Annotated in this window: 17 protein-coding genes; 11 read left to right on the top strand and 6 right to left on the bottom strand. The window is 47.4% G+C overall.

All coding sequences use genetic code 11. The features are described 5' to 3' along the window. Positions 1–31: 31 nt before the first annotated feature. Complete coding sequence (locus tag NX722_RS15875; protein ID WP_262563804.1) at positions 32–520, bottom strand: hypothetical protein; 489 nt, start codon at positions 518–520, stop codon at positions 32–34. A gap of 140 nt (positions 521–660) precedes the next feature. On the opposite strand from NX722_RS15875, the gene NX722_RS15870 reads away from it, so the two are divergent. Then, complete coding sequence (locus NX722_RS15870; RefSeq protein WP_262563803.1) at positions 661–1,251, top strand: hypothetical protein; 591 nt, start codon at positions 661–663, stop codon at positions 1,249–1,251. Positions 1,252–1,314: 63 nt separating this feature from the next. On the opposite strand, the gene NX722_RS15865 is transcribed toward NX722_RS15870, so the two are convergent. Next, a complete protein-coding gene (locus NX722_RS15865; protein ID WP_262563802.1) occupies positions 1,315–2,898 on the bottom strand; it encodes an isocitrate lyase in 1,584 nt (527 codons plus the stop codon). A 161-nt stretch (positions 2,899–3,059) separates the two neighbouring features. Between NX722_RS15865 and NX722_RS15860 the strand changes: the two genes are divergently transcribed. Then, on the top strand, positions 3,060–4,007 hold the full coding sequence (locus NX722_RS15860; RefSeq protein ID WP_262563801.1) for a LysR family transcriptional regulator: 948 nt from the start codon (positions 3,060–3,062) through the stop codon (positions 4,005–4,007). A gap of 25 nt (positions 4,008–4,032) precedes the next feature. On the opposite strand, the gene NX722_RS15855 is transcribed toward NX722_RS15860, so the two are convergent. Further along, positions 4,033–4,656: a hypothetical protein gene (locus tag NX722_RS15855; RefSeq protein WP_262563800.1), complete on the bottom strand. Its 624-nt coding sequence runs from the start codon at positions 4,654–4,656 to the stop codon at positions 4,033–4,035. A gap of 265 nt (positions 4,657–4,921) precedes the next feature. Here NX722_RS15855 and NX722_RS15850 point away from each other — a divergent pair, with 265 nt between their 5' ends. After that, the gene (locus NX722_RS15850) at positions 4,922–7,171 is read left to right on the top strand and encodes a malate synthase G (RefSeq protein WP_262563799.1); all 2,250 of its coding nucleotides are present in this window, start codon (positions 4,922–4,924) and stop codon (positions 7,169–7,171) included. Here the strand turns inward: NX722_RS15850 and icd are convergent. Together icd and NX722_RS15840 are read right to left on the bottom strand one after the other, a co-directional pair. Further along, positions 7,146–8,423, bottom strand: a complete 1,278-nt coding sequence (icd, locus tag NX722_RS15845; protein WP_262563798.1) for an NADP-dependent isocitrate dehydrogenase — start codon at positions 8,421–8,423, stop codon at positions 7,146–7,148. The two genes, NX722_RS15850 and icd, sit on opposite strands and share 26 nt — an antisense overlap. A 211-nt stretch (positions 8,424–8,634) precedes the next feature. Then, complete coding sequence (locus NX722_RS15840; RefSeq protein WP_262563797.1) at positions 8,635–10,197, bottom strand: hypothetical protein; 1,563 nt, start codon at positions 10,195–10,197, stop codon at positions 8,635–8,637. 101 nt (positions 10,198–10,298) lie between these two features. On the opposite strand from NX722_RS15840, the gene NX722_RS28910 reads away from it, so the two are divergent. The 5 genes from NX722_RS28910 (at position 10,299) to NX722_RS15815 (ending at position 14,811) form a co-directional block, all read left to right on the top strand. Further along, positions 10,299–10,544: an HIBADH family dehydrogenase gene (locus tag NX722_RS28910; RefSeq protein ID WP_407648001.1), complete on the top strand. Its 246-nt coding sequence runs from the start codon at positions 10,299–10,301 to the stop codon at positions 10,542–10,544. 23 nt (positions 10,545–10,567) lie between these two features. Then, positions 10,568–11,902, top strand: coding sequence for a glycerate kinase (locus tag NX722_RS15830; RefSeq protein WP_456077464.1), 1,335 nt, complete (start codon positions 10,568–10,570; stop codon positions 11,900–11,902). Between the two features lie 41 nt (positions 11,903–11,943). Continuing rightward, on the top strand, positions 11,944–12,615 hold the full coding sequence (locus NX722_RS15825; protein WP_262563796.1) for a LysE family translocator: 672 nt from the start codon (positions 11,944–11,946) through the stop codon (positions 12,613–12,615). 243 nt (positions 12,616–12,858) lie between these two features. Continuing rightward, positions 12,859–14,094, top strand: coding sequence for an ISL3 family transposase (locus tag NX722_RS15820; RefSeq protein ID WP_262563604.1), 1,236 nt, complete (start codon positions 12,859–12,861; stop codon positions 14,092–14,094). 147 nt (positions 14,095–14,241) lie between these two features. Continuing rightward, positions 14,242–14,811 carry an FMN-dependent NADH-azoreductase gene (locus NX722_RS15815; RefSeq protein ID WP_262563795.1) on the top strand — a complete coding sequence of 190 codons (570 nt, stop codon included), beginning with the start codon at positions 14,242–14,244 and terminating at the stop codon, positions 14,809–14,811. A gap of 170 nt (positions 14,812–14,981) precedes the next feature. Here NX722_RS15815 and NX722_RS15810 read toward each other — a convergent pair whose 3' ends face one another. Continuing rightward, positions 14,982–15,230, bottom strand: coding sequence for a hypothetical protein (locus tag NX722_RS15810; protein ID WP_262563794.1), 249 nt, complete (start codon positions 15,228–15,230; stop codon positions 14,982–14,984). 170 nt (positions 15,231–15,400) lie between these two features. Between NX722_RS15810 and NX722_RS15805 the strand changes: the two genes are divergently transcribed. The 3 genes from NX722_RS15805 (at position 15,401) to NX722_RS15795 (ending at position 18,240) form a co-directional block, all read left to right on the top strand. Then, entirely contained in the window at positions 15,401–16,075 is a 675-nt protein-coding gene (locus NX722_RS15805; protein ID WP_262563793.1) for a hypothetical protein, read from the top strand. Between the two features lie 402 nt (positions 16,076–16,477). Continuing rightward, the gene (locus tag NX722_RS15800; RefSeq protein ID WP_262563792.1) at positions 16,478–16,726 is read left to right on the top strand and encodes an ankyrin repeat domain-containing protein; all 249 of its coding nucleotides are present in this window, start codon (positions 16,478–16,480) and stop codon (positions 16,724–16,726) included. Positions 16,727–16,819: 93 nt separating this feature from the next. Continuing rightward, a protein-coding gene (locus NX722_RS15795) for an ISNCY family transposase (protein ID WP_262563791.1) occupies positions 16,820–18,240 on the top strand; the annotation gives its coding sequence in 2 pieces (ribosomal slippage) (positions 16,820–17,264 and positions 17,264–18,240; 1,422 coding nt in all). Positions 18,241–18,248: the final 8 nt, after the last annotated feature.

Raw genomic sequence — 18,248 nt, 5'->3', positions numbered from 1 at the left:
TGCACAATCAGTATCACTTGCACAATTCGTATCACTTGCATAATGCTTCATCCTGAACCCTCGTCAAAGTTGTGCCATCAATAGAAGTGTGAACACCACATGCAAAGACCCACTTCTTGCACTGATAGTTGCTGTCCCGCAGTTGAATGCCGTCGTTTTTAAACTGTATTTCCAGGCGACAGTTAATGTCTTCTTTCGGAGATGCCTCGGTATAAACGATGGCACCGTTTTCCAGTCTGGCGGGCAACGGTTGTCCACCTTCTCCGGATATATCGCAGACATGCCAGTTTGTCCCCCAGAGAAACCCTTTCAGGTAGTATCCATCCTTCTCTTTTGTAATCGTGATGAAGCTGACTTTACTGTCAGAGTCACCATTGACCAGATCTTCAATGACATCACTTCGGGTATAGCACCCCTCTGGTGAGAAAGTGGGCTTAACGGGAACAATGGGAGCTGCCAGAAGGCTTTCGGCAACCAATATAGATAAAGCAAAAAACACGACAGTAAACTGTTTAGCCATTTTCCTCACCGGTCAGGTCTGTTGCAGAAAAGACAGAATAAGAGTATTTGATAGTATGGCAAGATTGGTAGATAAACACCCAATAGAGCATTGCTTCCTGATTGATACGTAAGTACCTGAGTTCAGAGGAGACATGGTTTATGCCTTATTTACGCCAGTACAGACGGATTCCACTGTCATTCCGTTATCCTGTGGCGGACTCCGTCTTAAACTGTACTGCCAGCGAGTACAATATTACTTATGTAATGCCAGAATTCAGTAGTGCATGCCTTATTTTGACCCGGGTCTTTGAGTCGCGTTTTTTTATTCTTACAACGTATATGCACCCCGAAGATTACGGTCTCTCCGATCTGCCTGAGGCACTACAGGAGGCTTTTGTTCGCTTCACGCTTACACATCAGGAAAGAAACCACTGTTTAGCAATGCACCGGCGTAATGACCCCTTTGCTACGCACAGTCACTTTGGGTTGCGCCATGAAATTAATACGCAGGCTATCACTCCTTTACTCAGGTACATTCTTTTACCCTTGCCACCTTCAACCTCAAAAAGTAAAACCATCAAACAGTTTTATAAAGCAGTTAAGTATTTTATACGCAAGCCGGCACAGCCAGGTATATATTTCGAAAACGGGCATTATGCTTTAAAAGATGGCTATATGACTGAACCCACTTATCCTCACGGCCCGTATAAGCTGAAAAAAGACGCTTTTTCTTCTTTCAGTGGTAGATAGGAAGGGGGATTACATTCTTTTGCGCTCTGCAATGGCTGCCTTATAAAAGGCAGCCGCAGTGTATTAACCAAACTGATTCATGGTGTTGTCTTTACCACTGGCTTTCAGGGCAGCCTCACCGGAAAAGTACTCTTTATGGTCGTCGCCAATATTGGAACCCGCCATATCCTGATGCCTGACGGTAGCAATGCTACCACGGATTTCACGGCGCTGAACGTCACGCACGTAAGCAAGCATACCGTCTTCACCAAAGTAGTTTTTCGCCAGATCATCTGTTGACAATGCCGCTGTATGGTAGGTCGGCAGGGTTATCAGATGATGGAAAATTCCAGCCTGTCGGGCAGCATCGCGCTGGAAGTTCCGTATACGCAGATCGGCTTCCTGTGCCAGCGCGGTGTTGTCGTACTCTGTACTCATCAACTGGTTGCGATCGTAGTTTTCTACAGCTTTGCCTTCTTCCTGCCACTGGTCAAATACCTGCTGGCGGAAGTTTAGCGTCCAGTTAAAGGAAGGCGAGTTGTTGTAAACCAGCTTTGCATCTGGCACGACTGAACGAATCCGCTCAACCATTCCGGCAATCTGACCAATATGAGGTTTCTCTGTTTCAATCCAGAGCAGGTCGGCTCCGTGTTGCAGCGAAGTGATGCAATCCAGAACCACCCGGTCTTCACCGGTTCCGGCTTTGAAACGGAACAAGCCGTTGGGCAGACGCACAGGGCGAGTCAGTTGACCATCGACCTTCATCAGCAGGTCATTATCATCTGCGGTTTGCAGAGTAACAGGTTCGGTTTCAAGGAAACGGTTGTATTGAGAAGCCAGGTCACCCGGTTGCCGGGAAACCGGAATCTTCTGGGTCAGTCCAGCTCCCAGAGAGTCTGTACGTGCAACAATAACACCGTCTTCTACACCCAGCTCCATAAAGGCATAACGAACAGCATTGATTTTTGCCAGAAAGTCTTCATGGGGAACAGTGACCTTGCCGTCCTGATGGCCACACTGTTTGGCGTCAGAAACCTGGTTTTCAATCTGAATACAGCAGGCACCGGCCTCAATCATTTTTTTAGCCAGCAGATAGGTGGCTTCTTCATTGCCAAAGCCCGCGTCAATGTCGGCAATAATGGGTACGACATGTGACTCGTAGTTGTCGATCAGGCCAAGCGTTTCTTCTGCTTTTTCCTTGTTGCCTGACTGTCTGGCCTCATCCAGCTGACGATACAGGTGGTTCAGTTCCCAGGCATCTGCCTGGCGCAGGAAAGTGTAGAGTTCTTCGATCAGGGCTGGAACCGATGTTTTTTCATGCATGGACTGGTCAGGCAAAGGCCCGAATTCAGAGCGCAGAGCCGCGATCATCCAGCCGGAAAGGTACAGGTAACGGCCTTTAACCGTTGAGAAATGCTTTTTAATCGAAATCAGTTTTTGCTGTCCTACAAAACCGTGCCAGCATCCCAGTGACTGAGTGTATTGTTCCGGGTTTTCATCGTAGGCTGCGATATCCCTGCGCATAATACTGGCAGTGTGTCGCGCAATATCCAGCCCGGTCTGAAAGCGGTTCTGTACTCGCATGCGAACAATATGTTCAGGGTTCAGAGACTGGGATTGGCTTAAGCGTTCCTGTAATTGGGTAATGGCATTCTGATAATTAGACATGGTTATCCTCTGCTCTTTTTATGTTGTGGACACTGTTTCATCATCTGAAGTGATGAAAAATTCCTTTGCCCGATGCTATTGTGATCATCTGGCTTGCAAAAACAATAGCAATGGCGATTAAATAGAAAAAATTTATAATTTTTATTTACGGTATTGATTCAGTGAATATAAGAAAAACAGACCTGAATTTACTGGTATACCTTAATGTGCTACTGGAAGAGCGGAGTGTTTCCAAAGCTGCTGACAAGCTTGCCATTACTCAGCCTGCCATGAGCAATGCCCTGAAACGCCTGCGGGAACTGTTTGATGACCCGATTCTGGTGCGCACCGCCGATGGTATGACGCCAACCGACAAGGCGGTAAAACTGAAACCGGATATTGTTGAGCTACTCAGTCTGGCAGAGCAGATCACCCAGCCTGACCGGGACTTTTCTATCAGTCACAGTGAAGCAACGTTCAGGATCATGGCATCGGACTACATGGAAGCAACCCTGATCACGCCGTTTATCCGGCACGTGCTGAGCGATGCCCCCCATATCAATTTTGACCTGCTGACCCCTGGCGATGTAGGTCTGCACGATATGGAAAAAGGTACCATCGACCTTGCTATCAACCGGTTCACTACCCTGCCAAAGTCGTTTCATCAGGCGACAGTGTGGCGGGATAATTTCTGTTGCCTGTTGCACAGGGATCACCCTTATGTCAGCCAGCCCGACCTTGACAACTATCTGGCAGCTGAACATATCTGGGTAAACCGGATGGGCTGGGGAGCCGAATCTGTAGCGAGCAATAAATCAGGGGCGCAGCGTCTTGGGTGGGTGGATGAAGCACTCTGGCAGCTGGATAAAACACGGTCTATCCGGGTGTTTACACGACACTATATGATGATGGGGTTGTTACTGCAGGAACCTCAGCTGATCGCAACCATTCCACGACGACTGGCAAGAATCTATCAAGACAGTGAAGAGCTGGCTGTATGCAGGGTTCCCTTTCAGATCGTACCTTTTGAAATCAAGATGATCTGGAGCCCTTTACGCCAGCATTCCAGGGCGCATCAATGGCTGAGGCGATCACTTCTGGAGTTTTCGGAAACGGTTCTGGATCGGTAATGCAGGCGGTACTCTGTGTTGTGCATCATTCAGTGGCGGTTTTCTCTTTAAGAGCCGCCCACTCTCCTCCCAGGCAATCTGCATTCTCCTGATAGCATATTTCCTCCATGTGCTTTTTGAAACTTGCTACATCAGAGTACTGAAACAAACCTTCATTAGGGTCAAGCATTTCCATTATATGATTTTCATATCGCATGCCTAATACATGACGGCCTTTCAGAGAGCCTAATGGGGCTCCAAAAGAAAACAGACAGTGGCCGGGTTCTTCCAGTACCCAGTCAACAATGGCTGCCGGATCGAAATATCCTGTTCCGCTTTTGGGGTTTTCCGGGGTCAGGCTCTGGATAATGAACATACGGGTAATAATATCAATTTCATGCTTTAGCTCTTTCAAAGGAATAACGGTTTTTCTGTATGCTCCGTGTACAATTGCCATCAAATGCAGCAAATCAGGCTGATCAAAGTTATGAATTCCCTCCCCCTTTGTGGCGATACTTTTTTTCATCCAGACCAGCACCATACCCATGCATATACCGGCATCAGCCTCGTACCATTCGGCCTCTACGTGAACAGAATTGCCAGTTCTTACTGTCGGCCAGATAACACATGCTGACAGGTCATTGTCTGTCGAAAAAATCTTGGTTTTCATGGCTTGTTACTCTTATTCAACCCAACAACGGGTTACTACCGACAGGCTTGGGTACTGGCTCATAATCGCTAAAAAGTGAATGGTAAAAATAGTATACTGCACGTCGACTGTTTAACGTCTTTGGTAGAGCGGAGAGTAAACAGGGATGTATAAGCATTCACGAAACTTATACTTAAAATAAAGATTTATCATTTTAATTATAGTTCCGGTAGATTTAGTCTGAGTTTGTAACTATTTAGAAACACTGTTGACCGTTGGAGATCGTATGGCGCCCCAGATCCATTCAGACCAGGGATACAAGTCCAGGTGCAGACTGTTTGTTGACACGCCCCTGATTCATTTTATTGAAAAGGAGCTACTGCCTGGCAGTGGCGTGTCGGTTGAAACTTTTTACGAGTCTCTTACAACGCTGGTGCAGGAGTTTGGTAAAACGAACAGGGCGCTGCTGAAAAAGCGTCTGGACTATAAAGGCCAGATTGACCAGTGGCATAAAGACCGGCGTGAGCAGGGGATTGCCTTCGACGCCGGTGCTTTTGAACAGTTTTTACGTGACACAGGCTATATTGTCGAAGCGCCGGATCAGGTAAAGGTGACGACCTCCGGGGTAGATCCTGAACTGGCGAACATTGCAGGTCCACAGCTGGTCGTGCCGGTTAAAAACGCGCGCTTTGCCCTGAATGCTGCCAATGCCCGCTGGGGCAGTTTATACGACGCACTCTATGGTACCGATGTGATTCCCGGCGAAGCGGGTAAAGGCTATAACGCTGAACGTGGCGAACAGGTGATTCGCTATGCCAGAAACCTGCTGGATGAGTTGTTCCCGTTGCAACAGGGTAGCCATCACGATGCCAGCTGTTATCGCGTGATGGATAATGGATTTGCCATAGAGCTGTCGTCCGGAGCCATGACGACACTGGCAAACCCTGACGCCTTTAAGGGGTTTCAGGGTGCAGCAGACAGTCCGTCAGCCATTTTGCTGAAGAATAACGGGTTACATATTGAGATCCAGATTGACCCGGAACACCCTGTTGGTCGTACCGACAAAGCTTATGTAAAAGATGTTGTGCTGGAGTCAGCCATTACCGCTATTCAGGATTTCGAGGATTCTGTTGCAGCGGTGGATGCAGAAGACAAGGCTGAAGTTTATAGAAATATGCTGGGTCTCTATAAAGGCAATTTATCTGCAGAATTTCAGAAAGGTGGTCGAACTCTGCTTCGTACTCTGGAGAAGGACCGTGAGTATCGTTCCCTGTCGGGTGAGTCATTCCGACTGCTTGGTCGCAGTACCCTGTTGATTCGCAATGTCGGTCACCTGATGACCACCCCGGCGGTTCTGGACGAGTACTGTTGTGAAATACCGGAAGGCATTCTGGATACGCTGGTCACTGCGGTGATTGCCCGTTATGACCTGAATAAAAAAGCATCCGACCCGATTCGTAACAGTCGCACCGGCAGTGTTTATATCGTTAAGCCCAAGATGCAGGGACCGGAAGAAGTCGCATTCTGCAGTCAGTTATTTGCCCGCACCGAGCAACTGACGGGTCTGGTTAAAAACACTCTGAAAATGGGCATTATGGATGAAGAACACCGGACGACGCTGAACCTGAAAGCATGCATTGCCGCCGCCAGTGAACGAGTTATTTTCATTAATACCGGTTTTCTGGACCGCACCGGCAGTGAAATGCATGTGAATATGGAAGCCGGCCCCATGGTGCCTAAAACCGAAATGAAGCACCAGCAGTGGATCAGGTCTTATGAAGACTGGAATGTGGATATTGGCCTGCAGAGTGGTCTGTCTGGTCATGCCCAGATTGGTAAGGGTATGTGGGCGATGCCTGATGCCATGGCTGATATGCTGGAAACCAAGGTAGCTCATCCGCAGGCGGGTGCCAACTGTGCCTGGGTGCCTTCGCCGACGGCTGCAACGCTTCATGCAATTCACTACCACAGGGTTAAGGTGACAGACGTTCAGCAATCCCTTGAAGGACGTCATACGTCGTTCAGTGATTTATTGCAGGTGCCGGTTATGGAAGCTTCTGAACCGTTGCATTCTGACACCATTCACAGAGAGCTGGAAAATAATGCGCAGGGGATTCTCGGTTATGTCGTGCGCTGGATTGATCAGGGCGTTGGTTGTTCCAAGGTGCCTGATATCAATAACGTTAACCTGATGGAAGACCGGGCAACTCTGAGGATTTCAGCCCAGCATATGGCTAACTGGCTGCATTTTGGTATTTGCAGTGAACATCAGGTGCGGGAAGTGTTTAACCGAATGGCGGCAATTGTTGACCGGCAAAATGCAGACACAGAAGGTTATACCCCCATGTGCGCCGATCTTAACAACAGTACGGCGTTCAGGGCGGCTTTGAGTCTGGTGCTTAAAGGACTGGTTCAGCCGTCCGGTTATACAGAACCACTGTTGCACAAATACCGCTATCGACTGAAACACGATCGTGACCTGAGCAGCATTGTCAGTCTGTGTCGCAGCGCTAAAGAAGCGGTAGCTGAGATTTAGAAGTGTTCATGTTCTGAATAACGGCTTCTCCAAATTCAGAACAACTCACTTCCCTGGCTCCGGCAATCATTCGGGCAAAGTCGTAAGTCACGACTTTGCCCTGAATGGTTTCTTCTATACCCTTCCGGATTAAACCTGCTGCTTCTTTCCAGCCTATATGTTCCAGCATCAGCTCTGCACAGAGCAGCATTGAGCAGGGGTTCATTTTATCCTTACCGGCAATGGTCTGGGCGGTACCGTGAGTCGGTTCGAAAATAGCCAGCTCGTTGTTCAGATTTGCGCCTGGTACAATAGCACTGCCACCGACCTGGGCCGAAAGGGCATCAGCAATGAAATCGCCGTTCTGGTTCATGGTCGCAATAACATCAAACTGTTCAGGTTGCAGTAGAATGTACTGCAACATGCTGTCAGCAATCGCATCTTTGATGATCAGTGTATGTCCATTGTTGTCTATAACCAGCTCACGACCATGGTTGTGTGGTTTAGCGCCAAATTCGTCTTTAGCCAGTTGAAAGCCCCACTGCCTGAAAGCGCCCTCCGTAAACTTCATGATGTTGCCTTTATGCACCAGGGTGACAGACCGGCGCTGGTGATCCAGGGCATACTGGATGGCGTGGCGAATCAGCCGTTTACACCCCTGTTCCGAGATGGGCTTGATGCCGAGCGCACATTGTTCGGTAAACCGTATTCGGGAAACCCCCATTTCCTGTTGCAGAAACGCCATAAGCTGCTCTGACTGCAATGAACCGGCTTTCCATTCGATGCCGGTGTAAATATCTTCAGAATTTTCCCTGAATACGACCATGTTCGTTTTTTCAGGATGAGTAATGGGGGAAGGTACGCCGGGTACCCATTGCACCGGACGCATATTGACAAACAGATCCATCTCCTGTCGCAAGGCGATATTCAGGGAGCGGAAACCACCCCCGAGCGGTGTGGTCAAAGGGCCTTTTAAGGCAACGACATGTTCCCGGATGGCGTGCAGGGTTTCCTGCGGAAACCAGTCTCCGTCGTAGAGTTCAGCTGCTTTCTCACCGTTGAAGACTTCCATCCAGCCAATCTTCCGGCTTTCGCCATAGGCATATTTAACCGCAGCATCCACGACGTTCAGGGTGACCGGTGTTATATCTGCACCAACGCCGTCGCCCTGGATAAAAGTGATAATGGGATTGTCCGGAACATAAAGGGACTGGTCGGGATGAATGGTGATTCGTTCAGCGTTTGCCGGTGTGGTGATGTGCTGGTAATGCATGTCGTGTAATCAGGGCAGTATAGTTATTATCATTGCCCTGATTGTGCATGGGTTTAACTCATTGGTAAACGACTTTAAATTATTGGCAAACAAAAATTCACTTGAAACCGAAGGTTTTATCCTGACTCTGACTTAACGGGTTTCCTGAGAGTGTTTTTGTCAGCCATTCCCATAGGTGCTGTTGCTGCTGGATGCATGGATGCCGAACCTTTTATGGTTCAAAAACATCATCATCACTGCTGTAGATTTCTTCAAGTACCTCGTCAGGGCTTTTATATGAAAAAATACCGCTGTCTGAAGAGTCAAGCTGACCCTGACTCAGCGATTTCTGTAGTTCTGTATAGCTTTTTTTATCCAGTTCTGTATAGCGCAAATCGTCAAAAGTTCTCAGCGCTTCGATCATAGCGTCTCTATCTTGCTTAAGTTCGCCCATTTGCTCCCGGGCATACCAGTCAATCTGATCCAGTTCAACATCAATTAAAACTATCTTACCATCAGAGTTGATAAGTAAATTTTGACCTGTTTCTTCTTTAATATCTTTTATCAGTTTAGCTAGTTCTTTAATTAGATTTTCATGCCTTTTAAAATCATCCTCGTTAAGCTCTCTTAAAGATGGAATGAATTCTTGTATAATTACAAACATAAAAATTTCAGAATCATAGTTGTTGTAGAGGCTTTTTTCAAATAGAGAAATCATAGGGTTGACATTTGTTTTTAACGCATCTGGCAGGTTTTCGAGAAAATCTCTTACAGATACTATTGCTGTGCGTGTTGAAGGGAAAATAACCTGATCCTCATATTGAGGAAAATTTTTCTTAAAGGCCTCCTCAAATTGTTTGGAAGCCAAAGCATCAAGAATAGCCTGTTTAAATGTAATCAATGCCGGATCAATGCCATAAAAAATTTTATAATCTTCATTGCTTGTGTCAGTCACTTTAATAACATATTTAACGTGTTCAGGTGTCTCTGCAATGACGGTTAAACGATGTCCACTATTATCAATTCTATTAAATTTAAACTGCTCACGAAGCAGAAGTTTCTTAGGCAGGTTATTTTCAAAGGGCAATTCTCTACGCAGCCACAACCGGACAAACTTTGACTCCCGGCTCAGTTGACTGGTCAGGCGGCGATGCCTTGCGTCACTGGTGTTTGGTATAGCTATTCGTAGCTTGGGTTTCTTTTTATTCTGAGCAGTCTCACCACTCTGACTAGTCTGAGCAGTCTCACCAGTCTGACTAGTTTGAGCAGTCTCACCAGTCTGACTAGTTTGAGCAGTCTCACCAGTCTGACTTTTACCATCTTCTATAGGTAATGCAACGAGCATAAAATCAGTAGAGCCCGAGTAGGAATAACTTGAAAATTCCGGATCAGCGTCTTGTATAATTGCATAAGCTTCGTTTTCTATAGGTTCACTTAACGACTCCCCTGTTTCAATTAACTCCTTTCTACCAAAGATCGCAATGACAATAATTTTTTTGGCTAGTTCAACAATCTCATCTTTGTACGGTAGTGTTGTTTTTGAGGCTGTAACTATTTCCTTTAAAGTTGTTTCCTCAAAAAGGGTGCGATCAAATTTATTTGGAAGAACCGCCATGGAATGCATTTTGTCATAGGTTTGCGGTTCAAAAGAAAGAGACGATGGGTTATTTGGAAAATAAGCTGAGCGCCCCATTAAAAGTGTGTCAGCATTTAGCTCGGTTGTTGTCGCAAAAAACAGACAGCAGACAAACCGAAATATTCTTTTTAAGGTTAGATCGTGTTTTCTTGTGTTCACGGCACGTTATTCATTAATCATATTGGTACAGTAGACAGTAGCTTATTATTTTCTGATTGCTATAAATATTGGTTTTATTGCTTTCCGGAGCAGGTTAGTTAATGACTAAAGCAAGTTTTTGTTTCGACGACCAGAGGTCTGGACAAACACAAAAAAGTCAGTCCGGGATAGTGGGGCAAATTATCACCAAATATTATAAGTTTGCCTCAAAGGCGGGTGCCGACCCTGTAAAAATTGGTGAAGCCTTAATGGGTGGCTTTGTGCCTTCCAGGATTCTTGAGGTCCACGGTGAACGCATAGTGAAAGGCACTTTTGACCCCGGCTTAAGACTTTTGGCCCCGGCTTAATAATTGCACTGCATCAGATAAATTTGAACCTGGCATTGACCGGTGGCAGAGCATTGCAGTTGAATTTACCCAATACTGGTACAGCACAGGAGTTATTTAACACCTGTTCAGCACCGGGTGGTGAAGCCCGGGGGGCATTCAGCTATGGCCGTTTACCAAGGGTTTTCAAGCCTTTGGTAAAACGTCATAAACCGGTCACAGGGAAAAGGATAATTATGAAAATAGTCATTGCCCCCGATTCCTTTAAAGAGTGCCTGAGTGCGATAGATGTCGCCACTGCTATAGAAACAGGAATGCGTCGTGTATTACCTTCGGCTGAGTTCATTAAGGTACCCGTTGCGGATGGTGGTGAAGGAACACTGCAGTCGCTGGTGGACGGAACGGCCGGGCGGTTTTATTCACGAACGGTAACCGGGCCGTTGGGGGAGCCGGTAGAAGCCCGTTTTGGTGTTCTGGGTGATGGCAAAACCGCAGTGATTGAAATGGCTGAAGCTTCCGGGCTTGAACGGATTTTACCTCATCTTCGCAATCCTTTGCTGACGACAACTTACGGCACTGGTGAGCTGGTTCGTGAAGCTTTGAACCTTGGGGTCAGCCGGATTATTGTTGCCATTGGCGGCAGTGCAACCAACGATGGTGGTGCCGGTATGATGGCAGCGCTGGGGGTTCGCTTCCTGAATGACAAAGGGGAAGAGTTGCCTGCTGGTGGTGCGGCGCTGACTGACCTTGCCAGTATTGATTGCAGCGCTATGGATTCACGACTGGCAAACGTGCGTGTCACGGCAGCCTGTGATGTGAATAACCCGTTAACGGGAGCGAATGGTGCCACGGCGGTATTTGGCCCCCAGAAGGGGGCGACGCCGGCTATGGTGGTGCAACTGGACAAGGCTCTGACAAATTATGCGGCAGTGATTCAACAATGTCTGGATGTAGATATTGAACACGTTGCCGGAGCCGGCGCTGCCGGTGGCATGGGAGCCGCCCTGCTGACCTTTATGGAAGCAGACCTGAAACCGGGCATTAATATAGTTCTCGAAACCGTCAGGCTGAAAGCTCAGGTCGGGGGCGCTGACCTGTTGATTACCGGAGAAGGACGCATGGATGGTCAGACAGTGCATGGTAAAACCCCGGTCGGGGTCGCCCGGGTCGCTAAAGCGGAAGGTATACCTGTGATTGCACTGGCTGGCAGTGTCGCCAAGGGCTTTGAAGCGGTTTATGAACATGGCATTGATGCCGTATTTCCAGTGGTTCATGGGGCTGTTTCTTTGCCTGATGCCCTTGAGACGGGGCGGGAGAACCTTGAACGTACAGCTGAGAATATCGCCCGACTGTTACAGCTCACACCCGTGTCCCGCTGAGGTTTGTGAGCTAAAGTGAAGGCTTGTGTTGATTAGCCGTATTGGATGACACCATCCACGCTATTCAGAAGCTGGCATTGGTGTGGGGAGAGTATCCGGTGAACTTTGAGACCTGGCTTTCTTATGTCGGGACCACTTTTATGGTCTGTTTGATTCCTGGCCCAACGATTCTTATGGTGATGGCGCAGGCGCTGAATCATGGCACTAAATCGTTACTGCCACTGATTATGGGGACAGGAGCAGGCAGTCTTCTGACTATGTTGCTGTCATTTATTGGACTGGGCGCACTGATGTCAGCCTCGGCTGTTGTCTTTGGAGCATTGAAGTGGCTTGGGGCGGTTTACCTGGTCTATCTGGGTATAAACTACTGGCGTGCGCCATTAGAGTCACTCAGGCTCCAGTCCGGCCTGATGGATGCCCGTCAGGTCTTCAGGGATTCATTTATCGTGACAGCCCTGAACCCGAAAAGTATTGTGTTTTTTGTGATGTTGTTACCGTTGTTTATTGATGACAGTCATCCGATTCTGATGCAGATGATGATTCTGTCGGTCAGCTTTATTGCGGTATCAAGCTCAACCGTCCTGATTTATGGTTTGTCCTCCGGTTATATACACAACAAACTCCAGTCGCCTTCAGTCCGGAAATGGTTCAACCGCACCGGTGGCGGTCTGCTGATGGGGGCGGGCGCTTTAATGGCAATGATGCAAAAGTGATACAGGTGCAGATAACGACCACAAGCCAGTAAACCAGGGCAACGGTCAGGTAGTTTTCGAAAAAACGAAAACGGCTGTTATTAGATAGATATGCTTGTGTGGGTAGTACTGAGCGCAAGATGGCTGTATTTTTTATTCACCGTAGTGTAAAAATCGTGCAGACCTGCGCGAAAAAATAGGCTCTTCCTCAATTTGAGTGGGTGATTTATTATATTCTGAAGCACTCAATGCAAGGATGCACCGATGCGTGATAAGCAACTCTATTCTCAAATACTGGGTATTGAGTCTCCTTGGTTCGTTTCTGAAGTTGAATTGTCATTACAGGATCAACAGGTTCGGGTATTCATTGAACACAATGGTAAAAAGGCCTGCAAATGCAGTGTTTGCGATAAGCCCTGCTCTGGCTACGACCACATCACTCAGAAGTGGCGTCATCTGGATACCTGTCAGTTTCAGACTATTCTAGTTGCCAGGGTTCCACGGACCCAGTGCCCTGAGCATAAGGTGTTAGCCATCAATGTGCCCTGGGCTGAATCTGACTCTCGATATACAGCTCTGTTTGAAGCCCTTGTTATTGACTGGCTAAAGGAGGCAACTACGAAGGCAGTTGCACGACAAATGAAGCTTGGTTGGAATGCCATAGACGGTATTCAGCAGCGTGCAGTGAAGAGAGGACTGGCTCGTCGTGATGCTAAGCCACCAAAACGAATCGCTGTTGATGAAACCTCATTTCAAAAGCATCATGAATACGTCACAGTGGTCACTGACCACGACCAAGGCGTTGTTATTCACGTTTCTGATGACCGTAAAAGTGACAGTCTCAACGAGTACTTTGACACACTGCCCTATGACCATAAAGAGGGGATCGAATGCGTGACGATGGACATGTCCAAGGCTTACATCAAGTCAGTCAGTGAGAATGTTCCAGACGCAGATCAGAAGATTGCATTTGATAAGTTTCACGTTGCTCAGTCTCTGGGTAAAGCTGTCAACAAGGTTCGGATAGAAGAGAACAAAGCCCTTGTAAACCAAGGTGTAGAGCTGCTTAAGGGGACTCGCTACGACTGGCTGACTAACCCTGAAAACATGTCTGAAGAGCAGTGGGATAACTTCGAACCACTGAGAAACTCGACACTTAAAACAGCTCGCGCCTGGGCCATCCGGCAAATGGCAATGAGCTTATGGAATTACAAGTCCAGAGCTTGGGCAATCAAGGCCTGGAAGAGGTGGCTATGCTGGGCGCAGAGATGTCGGCTTGAGCCCATAAAAGAAGTTGCCAGAACGGTCAAAGAGCACTTGTGGGGTATCATCAACGCTATTGTCCTTGAGGCTAATAACGGTCGAGCAGAGGGAGTGAACAGCAAGATTCAGAGTTTGAAGAATCGGGCTTGTGGCTTTCGAAACCGTGAAAGATATAAGACAGCGATCTACTTTCATCTTGGAGGCTTGGACTTGTACCCCACTGGCGTACATCGTTGAAAACTACCCACTTAAAACAGGGAAGAACCAAAAAATAACAGGACTACGTGTTGACTTAAAGTTGGGTTGAAGTAATAAGATACATCTGAAATTCGGGATCAGGTAATACCTGGCCTTTGGTTTGTACCCAGAAGATGACCGGAAAGAATGAGTAATATTCTTGTAATTAACAGCAGTGTACGCTTCGAACATTCTAATTCACGACAGCTGACACAGGTATTGCTTGAGAAATTAAGCACAGAACGGCACGGCGTAAAGCATCGGGACCTGGTGAAGCAACCTGTTCCCCACTTTGATCACTCAGCGTTTTCCGGTTTTGGCGGGGATGACTCTCAGGCCGGCAAAAAAGCCTGTGAACTGTCGGATGAGCTGATTGGCGAAGTGAAAGACAGTGAAATTATTATCATTGGTGCGCCGGTGTATAATTTTTCGATCCCAACCACGCTGAAAGCATGGATTGATTACATCGCCCGCGTGGGTGTGACGTTTAATTATACTGAACAGGGGCCGGTCGGATATCTGGACAATAAGAAAGTCTACATTGTTCTGGCTCGTGGTGGTGGCAGCGTTGAGCATATTGAAATGCAGCTCAGTCAGACGCTTGGGATGCTTGGCATGAAAGACATTACCTTTATCCACGCGGCAAACCTTGATACCCCGGAGGGGGCAGAAGGGTTAGCAGATGTTCATGCGCAGATTGATGCAATTTGTCATTAACTTATGGCAAGTATAAGGCGTTGATACACAGAGGTCTCCCAGACCCCGCAGGTAAAGCTGGCATAGCTTTCTGCGGGGGCAAGGCATAGGAAAACACTGGGCTTCTTACTCTCTGTCCGCATGATCTCTTGTAATTGGCTATATAAGCTGCTCAGCACTACCTGTTTGTCTTATAAGCTCGAACCCGCTTCAATCAAGATTGCTTCAGGAATAACGCTCTTAACATCAGCCATGGTGCTGCACATTGCATGGACTGCACTTTTCGACTCTCTGCTGAATGCCATAGCCAGTCGGCCTGTCTGCCCGATGCCAATAAAAGCGTCGGTACAGCCTGCCTCTGCAAGCTCTTCCAGAAAGTCATCAGTACTTCTCTGACAATTTTCAATATTGAAGCGAAGAGTGAATTTGTAATTAGCCATTTCCAAATACCGATAAATGCAGGAATTATTAAAACCCAGCCTATCAGTCTGGTATAAAATTCAAGTCCTGCCACCCTGCATACGGCTTCATCAAGCTTGCAATAAACAGTACAGCTCAACGCCTGCCCGGAATAAGGTGATACTAACGTACTTTGAAAGGAGGAGAACGAATGGGCTACTGCGATGACTTTTATCTTGCACGAAACATAATCGGCTATACCGGTTTGATCGACCACCAACCGACCGTCTATTTCAAGAATGCCCAATATCATGGTCGCATTACTCAGTTTCACCGCCGGGAATACCTGGTTGGCCGTTTCTATTTATACACGAATGAAGGGCATCAACTTCTGAACTACTCCCCGGATTTGGAAAACCATGACCTTCTGGCTCCCCAGCTTCCGAGCAATACAAGAGAAAGAGGGAATATGTTTGAGATTCAGTTTGGAAGATGTTGCCACGTAAGCAGAAACCCCTTTACTCCTATTCCCCCTTTAGACACTTCCTTCAGAAGCAGGTTGCCATCATGCTTTGGAGGCGGGATGCCAGAGCCCACTCCCGAGAGAGAAATTCTGGCAAAATCGATCATTGAGTTTCAGGACATAAGCTATAAATCCCTTAATGAACTGCTTAATCTTTACAGCAACCTTCAGCAACGCAATACCCTGCAAGAAAAAGCCGCTCACCTCAGACCCTTAGGATACAAAGAAGTTCAGGATATGAAGCGACATATCACACTCATCAAAGAGGATCGCAGTATCAGGCACCCCGAAGAAGCAGGCATAAAAAGCATAGAAGAATGGAGTGCATTCATATTGAGCAAGTGTACGACACCCGATCATTGACCTCCTCAACCGGTTCTGTGAAGACCTATGCCACCAGCCAGCGCAACGTCACTGCCGGGATAATTAAGCACTTTTGTCAAATAGCCAATTTGTTAACGTTAGCTGCACTGGCCGCTTTGTCGATAATCCTGACTGTCACTGCAAGACCTGTGGTTGTAGACGCGCGTCACATGGGGAAATAAGCGATGCTCTATTCATCTGAATGGCGACTGCTGGAGAATAATGGCTCAAGGGAATTTCCTGCACTTCGTACTGCTGAGACTATTATCTCTGATCTGAAACTCCAAGTGAAATCAGGAAGTTATTTCGGAACTATTCCTAAGTTTGAAACTTTTTAGGCACATAGTTGTCGAAAAAGGTATAACTAAATTCATTGCTCATCAACTAACAGAGGTGATTTACATGTTACCAGTCAACGGATCGAATTTTGCGACAATCTTCCCGGGGTTAAAGAATGACTCTATTGATTCCGAATTAATGACAGCAATAAAGGAGGGCAATACTAAGAAGGCAGAACGCCTGATAAAACACGGAGCCAATGTTAATTATGATAATAACGGATACGATCATAGTCCATTAAGGACAGCAGTAGACAAGGGTGATCTTCTTATGGCAGAGCTCCTGATAGAACACGGAGCCAATGTTAATTAGTGCCTGTCCGAAAACCCTCAAGCCCTTGAAAAACACAGCCTGAGGCCAAATATAATACTCGAAGATTTTCCCAGACAGGCTGTTTTCGAGTTTATGCGTCAAACCATTAATCCACAAATGCAGTTGGGCGAGGTTGATATCTCCGCCATCACATTCAACCCCAAGTCCAGAGATGATATTCCCCGGCTTTTGCGGGGCTTGCAGCACATATGGGTTACACCTGATCTGAGAGAGCAGGTCTTTCAAGTTCTTGAAAGTATGATTCCTGCCAGCAGTAATAATGGTCGTCCCGGTATGGATCTCTGGAACATACTGGTGTTTGGCACCCTGCGGCTGGTCACTAACTGTGATTATGACCGTCTTCAGGAGCTGGCCAATGAACACGGCACGCTACGGAAAATGCTTGGGCACGGTCCTTACTGCACGCACTCTTATCATATCCAGACATTGCAGGATAATATCAGCCTGTTCACGCCCGAAATACTGGACCAGGTAAACCAGATTGTCGTGGCAGCAGGCCATCAACTGGTTAAAAAAAAGATGAGCCGCTATATGGCCGTGCCGATTCGTTTGTAGTCAAGACCGATGTTCATTTTCCCACAGACATCAGCCTGTTAAACGATGCCTGTCGTAAGGCTATTGAGTTTGCGTCCACCCTGGCTGGCCAGTACCAGTTACCAGCGTGGCGTCAGCGGGAATACCTGAAAAAACAGCATCGAAAGCGCTATCACAAGGTGCGGAATCTGAAACATTCCGTTGCTGCCTGCGAGTTTAAACAGCGGTCACGTCAGCACGATATTGAAACGGCACACCTTGAATACATTAAGTACAGTCTCGACATTATCCGCAAGGCAGAAAGCACAGCTGCCCTGGTAGAAAAAAGCGCCCCCGATGAGTCTGCGCTGGAGAATCTCAAATACTACATTGCCCACAGTCGTCACCAGATTAATCTGATTTATCGTCGGGTGATCGAGCATCAGCAGATTCCTCACAGCGACAAGGTGTTCTCGATTTTTGAACCCCACACAGAATGGATCAGCAAGGGTAAAGCCGGAGTTCCTGTAGAGTTGGGGTTGCGGGTATGCGTACTGCAAGACCAGTTTGGCTTCACGCTGAATCACCATGTGATGCAAAAGCAGACAGACGATCAGGTTGCAGTGCCTATCGCAAAAGGAGCAAAACAACGCTTTCCCATGCTGAGCCAGGTCAGTTATGACAAAGGGTTCTGGAGCCCCGCCAACCTTGAGGAACTTGATGGCTTTCTGGAACGAACCATTCTGCCGAAGAAAGGCAGGCTTTCCGCAGAAGACAAAAAACGAGAGCACCACCTTGAGTTTACCCGGGCAAAAAGAAAGCATTCCGCCGTAGAGTCTGACATTAATGCTCTGGAAGCCAATGGCCTCGATAAATGTCCGGACAAGGGCATTGATGCCTTCAAGCGCTATGTTGCCCTTGCGGTTGTGGGTGGCAACCTGAAGCGCTTGGGCAGGATTTTACAAGAACGGGATTTTTAGCCCTACTG

The sequence above is a fragment of the Endozoicomonas gorgoniicola genome (assembly GCF_025562715.2).
Lineage (GTDB): Bacteria > Pseudomonadota > Gammaproteobacteria > Pseudomonadales > Endozoicomonadaceae > Endozoicomonas_A > Endozoicomonas_A gorgoniicola.
Note: the sequence above shows the minus strand (reverse complement) of the source record. Positions and strands in the feature narration are given on the sequence as shown.

What these genes read in the sequence shown, in the direction of transcription:
- NX722_RS15850 (WP_262563799.1), top strand. Translation starts at nt 4,922, where the DNA reads ATGGCGCCCCAGATCCATTCAGACCAGGGATACAAGTCCAGGTGCAGA.
- NX722_RS15855 (WP_262563800.1), bottom strand. Translation starts at nt 4,656, where the DNA reads ATGAAAACCAAGATTTTTTCGACAGACAATGACCTGTCAGCATGTGTT.
- NX722_RS15805 (WP_262563793.1), top strand. Translation starts at nt 15,401, where the DNA reads ATGGGCTACTGCGATGACTTTTATCTTGCACGAAACATAATCGGCTAT.
- NX722_RS15870 (WP_262563803.1), top strand. Translation starts at nt 661, where the DNA reads ATGCCTTATTTACGCCAGTACAGACGGATTCCACTGTCATTCCGTTAT.
- NX722_RS15800 (WP_262563792.1), top strand. Translation starts at nt 16,478, where the DNA reads ATGTTACCAGTCAACGGATCGAATTTTGCGACAATCTTCCCGGGGTTA.
- NX722_RS15815 (WP_262563795.1), top strand. Translation starts at nt 14,242, where the DNA reads ATGAGTAATATTCTTGTAATTAACAGCAGTGTACGCTTCGAACATTCT.
- NX722_RS28910 (WP_407648001.1), top strand. Translation starts at nt 10,299, where the DNA reads ATGACTAAAGCAAGTTTTTGTTTCGACGACCAGAGGTCTGGACAAACA.
- icd (WP_262563798.1), bottom strand. Translation starts at nt 8,423, where the DNA reads ATGCATTACCAGCACATCACCACACCGGCAAACGCTGAACGAATCACC.
- NX722_RS15865 (WP_262563802.1), bottom strand. Translation starts at nt 2,898, where the DNA reads ATGTCTAATTATCAGAATGCCATTACCCAATTACAGGAACGCTTAAGC.
- NX722_RS15875 (WP_262563804.1), bottom strand. Translation starts at nt 520, where the DNA reads ATGGCTAAACAGTTTACTGTCGTGTTTTTTGCTTTATCTATATTGGTT.
- NX722_RS15820 (WP_262563604.1), top strand. Translation starts at nt 12,859, where the DNA reads ATGCGTGATAAGCAACTCTATTCTCAAATACTGGGTATTGAGTCTCCT.
- NX722_RS15810 (WP_262563794.1), bottom strand. Translation starts at nt 15,230, where the DNA reads ATGGCTAATTACAAATTCACTCTTCGCTTCAATATTGAAAATTGTCAG.